Source organism: Armatimonadota bacterium, from assembly GCA_018268395.1.
In the GTDB taxonomy this organism is placed as follows: Bacteria; Armatimonadota; Fimbriimonadia; order Fimbriimonadales; family Fimbriimonadaceae; genus JAEURO01.
On the sequence record JAFDWQ010000009.1, the window covers coordinates 406,056 to 417,895 of the forward strand.

8 protein-coding genes and 1 riboswitch are annotated in these 11,840 nt (G+C 62.5%); of the genes, 3 read left to right on the forward strand and 5 right to left on the reverse strand.

Going from position 1 to position 11,840, the window contains the following annotated elements; all coding sequences use genetic code 11:
• Nucleotides 1-72 precede the first annotated feature (72 nt).
• Genes JST30_15405 through JST30_15415 form a run of 3 tightly spaced genes read left to right on the forward strand, consistent with a single transcriptional unit; the run spans nucleotide 73 to nucleotide 5,275 of the window.
• Nucleotides 73-591: a DUF4142 domain-containing protein gene (locus JST30_15405; GenBank protein ID MBS1715714.1), complete on the forward strand. Its 519-nt coding sequence runs from the start codon at nucleotides 73-75 to the stop codon at nucleotides 589-591.
• A 41-nt stretch (nucleotides 592-632) separates the two neighbouring features.
• Nucleotides 633-2,441, forward strand: a complete 1,809-nt coding sequence (locus JST30_15410) for a glycoside hydrolase family 127 protein (protein ID MBS1715715.1) — start codon at nucleotides 633-635, stop codon at nucleotides 2,439-2,441.
• Between the two features lie 32 nt (nucleotides 2,442-2,473).
• Complete coding sequence (locus JST30_15415) at nucleotides 2,474-5,275, forward strand: hypothetical protein (protein ID MBS1715716.1); 2,802 nt, start codon at nucleotides 2,474-2,476, stop codon at nucleotides 5,273-5,275.
• 6 nt (nucleotides 5,276-5,281) lie between these two features.
• Here JST30_15415 and JST30_15420 read toward each other — a convergent pair whose 3' ends face one another.
• From JST30_15420 to JST30_15440, 5 genes are all read right to left on the reverse strand, one after another.
• On the reverse strand, nucleotides 5,282-6,259 hold the full coding sequence (locus JST30_15420; GenBank protein MBS1715717.1) for a hypothetical protein: 978 nt from the start codon (nucleotides 6,257-6,259) through the stop codon (nucleotides 5,282-5,284).
• Nucleotides 6,260-6,313: 54 nt separating this feature from the next.
• Entirely contained in the window at nucleotides 6,314-8,725 is a 2,412-nt protein-coding gene (locus JST30_15425; protein MBS1715718.1) for a heavy metal translocating P-type ATPase, read from the reverse strand.
• Between the two features lie 51 nt (nucleotides 8,726-8,776).
• Complete coding sequence (locus tag JST30_15430; GenBank protein MBS1715719.1) at nucleotides 8,777-9,064, reverse strand: metal-sensitive transcriptional regulator; 288 nt, start codon at nucleotides 9,062-9,064, stop codon at nucleotides 8,777-8,779.
• Between the two features lie 100 nt (nucleotides 9,065-9,164).
• A complete protein-coding gene (locus JST30_15435; protein ID MBS1715720.1) occupies nucleotides 9,165-10,859 on the reverse strand; it encodes a hypothetical protein in 1,695 nt (564 codons plus the stop codon).
• Nucleotides 10,860-11,018: 159 nt separating this feature from the next.
• Nucleotides 11,019-11,121: riboswitch (TPP riboswitch) on the reverse strand.
• A gap of 65 nt (nucleotides 11,122-11,186) precedes the next feature.
• Nucleotides 11,187-11,678: a DUF664 domain-containing protein gene (locus JST30_15440; protein ID MBS1715721.1), complete on the reverse strand. Its 492-nt coding sequence runs from the start codon at nucleotides 11,676-11,678 to the stop codon at nucleotides 11,187-11,189.
• Between the last annotated feature and the right edge of the window lie 162 nt (nucleotides 11,679-11,840).

Below are 11,840 nucleotides of genomic sequence, written 5' to 3' on the forward strand. Positions count from 1 at the left end.
GTTCCCGTTCCTATCGTTTTTTTTCGGACGAAGGACCGAGGGAGGCGTCTTCGTACATGGAGACACGACGTCATGAAGCGAAGTCCACTATTTAGACCCTTGATCGGCGTGATGCTGTGCTGCGCGACCCTGTTGGTCGTGACTCAACGCGCCTTTGCTCAACCCTCCGACAAGGACGCGAACTTCATCCGGCGGTCGAACATGGGCCACATGATGGAAGTCAAGCTGGGAGAACTGGCCCAGCGGCAGGGTCGGTCCAAGTTCGTGAAGATGTTCGGCGCGATGATGGTGAAAGACCACAACGCGGCCCACGACGAGGTCGTGCAGTTGGCGCGGATCAAAGGCGTGAAGATCGACGACGGCTTGGACGCCGAACACTACAAGGTGTTCGACAGGCTGTCGAAGTTGAACGGCGCGGCGTTCGACCGAGCCTATCGAGCCTTAATGCTCGACGATCACAAAAAGGACTACGCGGCCTTCGACCGGATGACGACCGCGGCCGACGACAACGACGTACGGAACTATGCGATGAGGTACGCCCCACTTGTAAAGTCGCACTGGGCGACCTTGAAGAAAGGCAAGATGAGCTGACGACGGGCCGGTCGGTCCCGGGTGCGGGTACCGTCCGCGATGTGACCACGGCCGCCATCGGACTCGCCCTGGTCCTTAACGCGATGGGCAACGGGCCTGCCACGACCGAAGACGCACTGATCCCTCTCGAAGCCGGCGCCGTGAAACTGCAGGGCGGTCTGCTTGGCGACCGTTACAAGGCCAGCATACATAACCGGCTGGTGAAGGTCGGCGAGGACGATCTGCTGGACTGCTTCGAGCGACGGGACGCACCGCACCAGGACTGGCAAGGCGAGCACGTCGGCAAGTTCCTGCACGCCGCCACGCTCATTTGGGCCGTCACGGGCGATCCCGGTCTCCGCAAGAAGACGCAGAGGGTCGTCGAGAGGCTGATCAGGACGCAAGAGCCTGACGGCTACCTCGGCACCTATCCCAAGGCCGAGCGATGGACCAAGTGGGACGTCTGGGTCCATAAGTACAACCTGATCGGCCTCCTCACGTATTCACGGTATGCCCAGGACGGACGGGCCGCCACCGCCGCGAAACGGATCGGTGACCTCCTTGTCCGGACGTTCGGGGTAGGGCCTGGCCAACGCGACATCAACAAAGCGGGCGAACACGTCGGAATGGCCGCGACGAGCGTTCTCGAGCCAGTGGTCCTTCTGGCCCGAGAAACGGGAGACCACCGTTACTTGGAGTTCGCTCGGTGGATCGTCGATAACTACGACTCGCCCGGAGGTCCTGCGGTCCTCAAGTCCTTGGAACGGACGGGAAACGTCCGGTCCGTCGCGAACGCCAAAGCCTACGAGATGACGTCCAACTTCGTCGGGCTGCTCGAATTCTACCGTTCGACGCGGGACAAGCGCCTCCTCGACGACGTCCTGACAGCTTGGAACGACATTACGGGGCACAGGCTCTACGTGACGGGTTCCGGAAGCAACCGCGAGCTTTGGACGGACGACCGCTGTCTTCCCAACGATGCGTCCGTCAACCCGAACGAGACGTGCGTTACGGTCACATGGGAGCAACTCAACCACCAGTTGCTCCGCATCACAGGAGAGTCCAAGTTCGCGGACCGTCTGGAGCAGACGGTGACGAACCATTTGCTCGGCGCCCAACGGCCGGACGGAGGGGCCTGGGCGTACTACTCGGCCCTCAAAGGGACGAAGCCGTACGGGTCGACGACGAACTGCTGCGTGTCGAGCGGCCCTCGGGGTCTGGCGCTGCTCCCGTTCTCCGCAGTGATGACGACTCCGAAAGGAGGTCTCGTCGTCAACCTCTTCACCGATGCCCTCGTCAAGACGAAGCTGGATTCCCGTCCTGTCTCTTTGAAAGTGGAGACGGCCTACCCCGACGGTGGGGACGTCGATCTGATCCTGGGCACCGACGGGAGCCGCCAAAAGTTCCCTCTTTGGATCCGGATTCCGGGATGGGCGAAGGACCTTCAGCTCGAGATCGACGGGCGCGAAATCAGCGTGAAGACCGACGGACACGGCTATGTCAGGCTCGAACGCTCCTGGTCTCGGACGACGAAGGTCAGCCTTCGTATGCACATGGGGCCGTGGGTCGTAGAAGGAACCGACGGCAACGCCGGACAAGTCCACGTCCGGTACGGACCGTGCGTCATGGCGTTGGACACGGACCTGAACCCGGGCATCGGCGACCTTGCGGATTGGGCGCTCGTCCCGTCGACCGTGAGCGTCGCTCCACCGGACGGGATCAAGCCGGCCGGTGACGTCCGCTTGAGCGCCCGGATCGTATCGCGGACAGGGCTCGGACGGACCGTTCTCTTGACGCCGTTCGCGTTCGCCGGCCGTGACGGTCGGTCGGCGTATACGGTTTGGATGCGGCGTGCGAAAGACTCGGATTGAGCGCGCCCAGTCGGGACGGGTAACGTCCCGCCATGCAGCTTCTGACCGCGCTTGCGCTGGCCACGGTCGCGACCGGCACGCGACAACCCCGCTTGACGGCCTTGAGCGCCGATTTGGGAAGCGTCCTGCCGGATAGGGCTGCCGTCACGATTTCAGGCCCGAGCGACGTTTGGGGAGAGGACGTCGGCGTCCGCCTGACCGAAACGAACGGCGAGATCGTCGAAACGTGGCTTGCCAAAGACGCGCAAGGGAAGACTCGCACCGTCTTATCGACGCCGACCGCCGAAGGGCTTCCCTTGAGCAAAGGGCCGCGCGTCCCGACGGCGCTCCGCGAGTCGACGTCGTCGCGCCTGTTCAGCGAGGCGCCGACCCTCCGGTTTACAAAGTCGGCCATCAACACCGGCCCAGGCGGCACGAAAACGATCGTGCTCGTTTCCGAATCGGACCGCGTCCTCATGGTCAAGAGGATCACGGTACCGGCAAAGGGCCACAAACTCCGCATCGAGATGACGACGACCTTCCGCTCGGGAAAGCCGTTGCTCGAGTACTTGCTCTTGTCCTATGCCTTCACGCCTGACGGACAGAGGACGTCGGTCGCCGGTCTGCCGGATTCCACGTTCAGCCCTGGCCTGCGCAAGAACGACAACGAAGTCGTCGGGGACCATTTCTTTAGATGCCCTGCGGTTTCGGCCCAGAAAGGGACGCTGGCTGCGATCGTGCTTCCGGACGTCGAGGTCTTGGCAGAGAACAGACCGATGCCGACGATCGTCGACCTGGACTGTCGGAACGGCGTCGTCGACGCTCCCTTGCTCTCCTATGGTTTCTGCGACCACAAGGTGGTCAGTCACGTCGCGTACGCTCACGATCCGTCGATGCTCCGGCGCGTTCCCAAGGAACTCGAACTGGCGATGGACGTCATCGTCACGGCGAAGGCGGTTCCCTTTGGCGCCTTCCAACTCGCTGCAGACGAGACGTGGAAGACGGGCGAGCGCTACTTCGATAAGATCCTGCCCCAGGCCATGCCGTTCGCCGACTACGCGAAGGTGTGCTATCCCGCCGCGTTCGCTGAGAGACAAGGCAACAACGTGCTCGGCTGGTTCGAGACTGAAATCGACGGAAAGCCGTGCGGCGGCGTCATGGCCGGCTGGGGCTACCAGCAAGGCTGGGTGAGTTGGCAACCCTGGTTCAACAATCTGCGAAGCGCTTGGGGCATGCGATGGTGGGGGCGAAAGCTCGGCGAGCCGGACTGGGTGCAAAAAGCCGACAAGATGCTGAACCTGGCACTGGCCGCTCCGATGAAGCAAGGCGCCTGTCCGACGACGTACCAATCGCGGGAGAAGACGTGGAAGGGATCCCTGATCATGCCGCGCAAGGATTGCTACTACGACTTGACCAATATGGCGTGGAAGGGCGTGTGGATGCTCGAATGGCTCAAGTTCGACGACTGTCCGAGGCGTGACGACATCGACCGCCAGTGTCGGGAGATGGCCGATTGTATGGTCCGGTTCCAGAACGCGGACGGTTCGTTCCCCACGTGGTTGACCCAAGATCTCAAAGTCGTACCGGTCCTGGACCACAGTGCTCAATCGGCCCTGCCGGCATGGTTCCTCTTCGCGTACGCCGAACGGCACAAGGAACAGGCACGTTACCGCGAGGCGGCTCTTCGGGCGGCCGATTTCCTCGTGAAGCACGTCGTCGACAAGCAGCTCTATTACGATTTCGAGACGTTCTTCTCGTGCTCGCCCAAAACGTGTCTGCAAGCCGACGGCAAGATCGACGACCTTGCGATGTGGGACCGCCACACCATGTCGCCCCCGCAGAACACGCTCAGCATGCATTGGGCTGCAGAAGCCTTGCGCCTCGCTGGAAACGCGACAAGGAACGCGAAGTACCACACGTACGCGCTCCGCGCCCTCGACATGATGAACCTCTACCAGAACGTCTGGCCGATCTCGTACCGGAAGACGGCGTACACCTATGGTGGGTTCGGGGTACAGAACTCTGACGGCGAGTACAACGACGCGCGCCAAGCCCAGTTCGGAACGACACTGTGCGACTTCGGGATGCAGTTCGGAAGGAAGGACTACTTCCAACGCGGTGTCGCCGCGACAAGAGCCGCGATGACCTTGATCAACCATCCCTTGCACGCCGAGTTTGGGATCTATCCGAACCCGAACTATCCGCTCGGCCTTCAGCCGGAAAACTGCTGTCACGGCGGCGGAGACCATCAGGCCGGCCGCACGGGTTTCGACTGGGGCGAAGGTTCGGGCCTGACGAGCATGGCCTATTTGCTGGACGCCTACGGGCCGACCGCTAAGGGCAAGGATTGGACGGTCCTCGTGGACGGCGGATCCCGAGGCATCGAGATGCTGAAAGCGTCCACTCCTCCGCTTCCTGTCGATCCGGTCTTCGACTTTGCCGACTGGCGGATGAAGGGTTGGACGGTCGTCGGAGACTTTGCCGAAGTGCCGACGTCTTCGACCCGGTTCGACTTTGGAAACGCCGGACGACCCTTCATCGGGACGTGCGAGGACGGCACGGGCGGATACGACGACGCCTATACGGGATCCCTGCTCTCACCGAATTTCAAGGTCTCCAAACCAAAAATGTCCCTCCTTGTGGGAGGCGGGAAGGGTAACGGCGTCTTCGTCGAACTGATCGACGCTTCGACGGGCAAGCGGATCTACGTCGAAAGGGGCCGGGACGCCGAGAAGATGGACCGGCGGACATGGGACGTTTCCCGTCTTAAGGACACGGTGCTCCAGCTCCGGATCGTCGACGACGAGCGCGGCGGATGGGGCCACATCAACGTCGGCGACGTCCGGTTCGAGTAACGGTCGTTATTCCGGCGTGCCGGGCAACAGCACGTCCTTGAGGCCGAAGTACGGGTCCTTGTAAGGGATCTTCAGGATCGTTTCCAGGACGGCGTCCCGGGCCTTGTCGATCTCAGGAAGCGACGGCTCGGACGCGAGCCAAAGGTGTACGACGGGCCGCACGCGCGTCATGTTCACCGAGGAATCACGCTTCATGACTTCGGCCGCGACCGCTTTGGGGTCACGGTCGCCGAGCGGCTTTCCGGAAACCCTGGCGATGGCGACGGAAGCCGGCATGGGCGTCAGGCTCATGTCCGAAATCCGGGAAGCCGCGACCAGGAACCTGTCCCGTTCCGGACTCGAACTTCGGCTCGGGGTCTGGACGCCGTCGGTCGGTGCCGCACCGAGAAGATCGAGGGTCGGCGACTCCATAACGGACTTGCCCATCGTCGTCGCCGTTCTGGGGATCATGTTTCCGAGCGACTTGTGGTAAGCGACGACCGACGCGTCGTCCGCTCTTGCCAAGTCCCTGATCGAGGCTCTGACCATGGGGAAGAAGTCGTCGGACGTGTAGACGCCCGGGTAGGCGTCAAGGACTTTCCCGTCGGGGTTGACCAGATACATTACGGCGTTGCCTCGCACGGTCCGGCGGATCTTCTTGCCGTCGCCCAGGTCGATCTCGATCTTCGGCACGGCGCGTACCATTTCCCAGGCGGGGACGACCTCCGTCGTGACCAGCTTCTTGAACTCCGGATCCTTGAACAAAGTCGCACGAAGGGTCCTGGCGTTGGCGCACGCCATCTCCTCGTCGATGCGTCCGAACATGCTGAGCAGGAGAACGGGCTTGCCCTGTCGCTTCGCCTCTGCCAGAGCGTCCTTCAGCGAGTTCCTCCACGAAATCCCGTTAACGTGAGTGGCCGAAGACGAGCCGCGGGCCCAGGCGACCCCGACCGCAGTGGCCAGGCCGCAAACGGCTACGGTTCCGATGATGGCTTTTCGAGTCATGACGTCTTCTCTCTTGCGCACTAACGTTCCAACACGTTTCCGGTTACGCCGGTTTCAAAAGTGAAGACGTTTCAGCCGAAGCGAGTTGGCGATCACGGTGACGGAACTGAAGCTCATCGCTAAGGCCGCAAGCATGGGGCTGAGAAGGACGCCGGTCCAGGGATAAAGGACTCCTGCGGCTACTGGAATGCCGAGAACGTTGTAGGCGAAGGCGAAGAAGAGGTTTTGACGGATCGCCCTCATCGTCGCCGTGCTGAGGCGACGTGCAGTGGCGAGGGCACGCAGGTCACCTTTGACCAGGGTCACGCCGGCGCTTTGAATGGCGATTTGCGAGCCCGTCCCCATGGCGATCCCGACTTCGGCCTGGGCCAGGGCCGGCGCGTCGTTGATGCCGTCCCCCGCCATCGCCACCTTCCTCCCTTCCCTTTGCCACGCCGAAACGGCGTCTGCCTTTTCAAGCGGGGAGACCTCGGAGCGGATCTCCTCGATCCCGACCAATGAGGCGACGGCCGCTGCCGTCACCGCGTTGTCGCCCGTCAGCATGACGGGCCTCAGTCCTTCCGACCGGAGCTGCCGGACCGAGTCGGCTGCATCGGTCCGAACGGGATCGGACAGGCCTAAGGCCCCCAAGAGCCGGGCCCCCTTGGCGACGTACACGACGGTCCCTGCACGACGGCTCCAAGTATCGACGGTCGAAGCGACCGGAGCCGTTTCAATCCCGTCGTCCTGCAAGAAGGCCGCGTTCCCCACCAAGACCCGTTCCGAACCGACCAGGCCCTTTACACCCCGCCCCGGCACGGCTTCGAAAGCCTCCACCTGAGACAACGGAAGGCCCCTGTCCGCAGCGGCCCGCAAGACGGCTTGGGCGAGCGGGTGCTCGCTCAGCGCTTCAAGCGCAGCCGCCGTTGCGACGACCTCGTCCGGAGAGGACGCCGGAACGGAAGCGACGTCGGTGACGTCCGGCCGACCCTGGGTGAGCGTCCCCGTCTTATCGATCCCCAGCGTGTCGACACGGCTAAGGGCTTCGAGCGCCTCGGCGTTCCGGATCAGGACGCCGTTTTGGGCTCCTTTTCCGAGCCCCACGGTCACCGCCATGGGAGTGGCGAGCCCAAGGGCGCACGGGCACGCGATCATCAGGACCGAGACGGCGTTGATCACCGCATAAGCAAGAGACGGCGGCGGTCCGAACAACGCCCAGACGACGAACGTGACCACCGCTGCCGCTACGACGGTCGGCACGAAGTACGCGGCGACCGTGTCCGCCAGCTTTTGGACCGGAGCCTTCGTCCTTTGCGCTTCTTGGACGGTCTTGACGATCTGAGAAAGGAGCGTCGACGCTCCGACCTTCTCCGCCTTCATGACGAACGACCCCGTCTGGTTGACGGTGCCGCCGATCACCGACGTCCCGGCCTCCTTTTGCACGGGCAACGGCTCACCGGTGACCATCGACTCGTCGACCGAACTTCGGCCTTCGGTCACCGTGCCGTCTGTGGGGACGGCTTCGCCCGGCTTGACCCGGAGCAGGTCGCCGACTTGGACGCGAGAGAGGGGCACTTCCTCGTCATGACACCCGTGGACGACTGTCGCGGTCTTAGGGGCCAGATCGAGCAGTCCCCGAATGGCGCCTCCTGTCGCGTGCCGCGCCCGAAGTTCTAGGACTTGTCCGAGCAGCACTAGGGCCACAATGGTCGCCGAAACCTCGAAGTAGACGGCGACTTGGCCGTCGTGCCCACGGAATCCGGCCGGGAACATGGAAGGGGCCAGTGTCGCGACGACGCTGTAAAGCCAGGCCACCCCCGTACCGACGGCGATCAACGTGAACATGTTGAGCCTCCTGTTCACGACAGAAGCCCAGCCTCTTTGGAAGAACGGCCGTCCACCCCATAAGACGACAGGCGACGAGAGGAGAAGTTCGACAAGATTCTGGACCGACGACAAAGGCTGTGGCCAATGCCGACCCGTCAGGTGCGGGACCATCGCCAAGACCAGGAGTGGGACGCTCAGCAGGGCAGCAACGAGCAACCGCCGCGACATCGACGCCAATTCGGGATCGTCCGACATGGCGCCGCCCCCGTCCATGGGCTCGAGCGCCATTCCGCAAACAGGGCAGACTCCAGGCCCGACTTGAACGATTTCCGGGTCCATAGGACACGTGTAGAGGGCGTCGGGATCTGCGTCCTCGTGCTGCGACCTCGAGGTGTCGAGGAACTTATCCGGGTCGGCGCTGAACCGTTCCAAACAACTTTGGCCGCAAAAGTAGTACGTTTCACCGCCATGCTCGACCGAACCTGCCGCTTCTTCAGGCGTCACGTCCATCCCGCAGACCGGATCGAGAAAAGTGCCGAGCGGCCGGACATAAGACCTCGGCGCCGCTTGGAAGCGTTCCAGGCAGCTCTTGCTGCAAAAAGCGTAGGTCTCTCCGTCCTGTTCGACCGTCCCAGCGGCGTCTTCCAGCCGGACGTCCATGCCGCAGACCGGATCCTTGTACGTCGTTTTCACCTTATACCCCTGCCCCTATCAGCGCACAAGCCTCTTCAAGAGGTCGTCAAGTTCATCGAGAAGGTCGTCACGTGACATGGCCTGGGCCGTCGGATGCGGAGAGTCGGATCCGTGGCCGACGACGCAGTGTTTGATGTGGTTGACCGTCACCGTGGCGGCGACTTGATCGAGAGCAGACCTTACTGCCGCGAGCTGCGTCAGGAGGTCGCCGCAATACGCCTGGTCCGCCACAAGCCGTCTCAACCCGCGGACCTGCCCCTCGATCCGGGCCAGCCTCCTGTCCACGGCCCGACGTTCCTCGGTCATTCTCCTCTTATACCCCGCTGGGTATCTCGGCTCCGTGGACCAAGTCCCGCAAGCCGGGCTTGGACAGTTCGACCGGACGCCCCGAGTCAGGCTTCTGTACTCACTGCGTGTTCGATTGGAACTCGAAGAGGTCGGTCGCGATACAGAACGCGTTCGTGCTCACGGGGCCGATCGGGGCGACGGCGATCCGCGCTTTGAGCCGGGTCGTTCCGGACTGGAAGTACCGTCCGACGTTCGTATAGGTGCGAGTGAACGACCTGATTCCCGTGAACAAGGGATCGTTGTTCGTGACGGTCCAGGTCCCGGTCTGCCAGTTGTAGAGTTGGAGCACGATGCCGAGTCCGGGCGTACTTGCGCGCGCCCTGGCCCGGAGAGTGACGTCTGTGACGTTCGGGTTGACGTCGTTGATCGGGAACTCTGTGTCCAACTCATAGATGATGGGCCTGGTCGTCAGGTTCGGGACGACGAACTTGCAGACCGTGTACTCGTCACCGTCTTCTTGGGCCAGAGACGCGGCGTTGCCGGCCGTCCGCCATCCGATGCGGAGAGTGGCCGAATCTGGCGGGACGTGAAAATACTGCGTCGTCCGCCAGGCCAATCCAAAGTCGTCCAGTCCGTCGTTCGTCCCTCCGACCGCGACGACCTGCAATCTGCTGTTGACAGCGAGTCCCGTCAAGGACTCGCTCGTTCCTTGAAAGGTGCCCAGAGCGTTCTCCCACATGGAACGTCCGCGAGGGTCGAAACAGAACACCTTCATGTCACCGAACGTGTCGAGCGACTCGTCCGTCGTTCCGATCAACGCGTTTCCGAACCGGTCCAGTTCAAGTTCGATCCTGGCGAAGGGCGAAAGGTTCTCCGGTTCGGTGTGGCCCCACTTTTGGACAAGGGCGCCCGAATAGCCTTGGACCAAGAGGTCGTCGACGGACTCGGCATCGACCACATAAAGGGTGTCCGACGGTTCGTGGTACGCGATCTTGGCCTCGCTCGACGTCGCGTCCGTCTGGACGTTCCCTAGGGCGTTCAGGTCTCCGTCGAACTTATGGACTTTGCCAAGCCCGTCGCAGACAAAGACTTCGTTCTGAGAATCCGCGGCGATGTCGACCGGGACGGAAAGAGCGTTCAGCTGGAACCTGGCGTGCTCGGTCCCGTCAGTGTTGAAGACGATGACCAGGGGCGCGCCCGTCTGCACGGTGTCCGTCCCGCACGCGGCAAGCCGTCCGTTCGGCAAGACGACAAAGTGAGGATCATAGAGCGTCGAACTGCTCCACCGGACCGTCAGGTCTGGCCTGTAGGCGATCAACGTGTAGGTGAATCCCCACAGCACGGTCAACTTCAAAGAAGCGTAGATCTTCCCATCGGGGGCGACGTCCAGCGCCGCCACGAAATCATGGATATCGGTGCTAGCTGGGGCCGAATCTGTCTCGACTCCCTGAGCGTCGATACGCCGGACCGTCGCCGCGTTCGTCGAATCGACGTCTATGACGGCGACGGTCCCTCCAGGCTCTACAGCCAACCGGACCGAATTTGGATTGAAGGCGTTGTTCTCGTACGTCCAACGGGTCGCCCCGTTCGGGCCCCAGCATCGGACCACCGTCTTTCGGTCCAGTGACTGTTCCTGAACCGTCGTACAAGCGACGAAGTCGCCGTCTGGCAAGGCCCGAACGTTGGACCACCCGTTCATGCCGTTGAGGCGGTTGGCGGTCTTGTTCGTCCAAAGCGTGACCGGTTGTGCGGAAGCCAAGGTGGCACCCGCAATGGACGCTAGGATACAGGTCGATCGGAACGTCTTCGGCATGTCGGTTTCACAGGCGTGCCTTGCAAGTGCAAGGACGATGGCCTGCATTCTGCCGATGTGCCGTCACAAGAACGTCAAGGGAAGGAATCCTTAGGTCGACCTCACGACGGCACGGACGCGCCGGCTCCCGTCCGCAGGAACGCTGAAAGGCAAACGGAAAAAGGGGCTGCGCACGTATCCCGACGCTGGCATGAACCAGATCCGGTCATAAGGGTCTCCTCGATCGAGGACTCTCAGCCTTTCGGCTCCCCTGGGTGAACAGCCCGTACCCACCTAGACGCTGTCTCCACCGACGGCGTTCCCATCGAGTGGCCGATGTTCCAGAAATCAATTGTCTTCGGTCTCGTGACCCATCAGGTGACGGACGGAATAGACCTGTCCCGTGTGATACGCCACATGGAACACCTGGTACTGCACGACGTTCCCCCAAGTCCCCCACTGCCCCGGGCACGGTTCGTCCTTTTGCTTTCCGGCGACGGCCGTTTTCGCCGCATCGTGCGCGCGCATGACTTCCGACCAGACCGCTTCCGTGCCCAGGTCCAGCCTGGTTGCAGCCTCGACGTTCGACGTGTAGTACCGGAACGCATGGTCGATCAGCGGGCTTTTGAACGGCAAATGCTCGAGGTCCGGTTTCTCAGCCCCTTCGCCCAGCACCCAAACGGCTTGCCAATAGGCGACGTGCGCGGCCAGTTCTCCGACGCTCAGCAGACGGGGATGGGCCCTTGTCCACAGGTCTGCGTCGGCCAATCCCTCCAAGGCGATCCCGAACTCCCGGTGCCCCTCGTCCCAAGCTTCGACGAGCGCGTCCATGGGTGACATCCCACCAGTATACACGTTTCTACCTTTTCAGATCCGCGTCGACGATCGAACGTTATGGACCGAAGAGCCGGCAGCTTCGAACATGGCGTGAAACGCGACCGACCGCAATCCGCAGGAGTCAGGGTGAACGTCGGGGTGGATGGTGGGCGGTACAGGACTTGA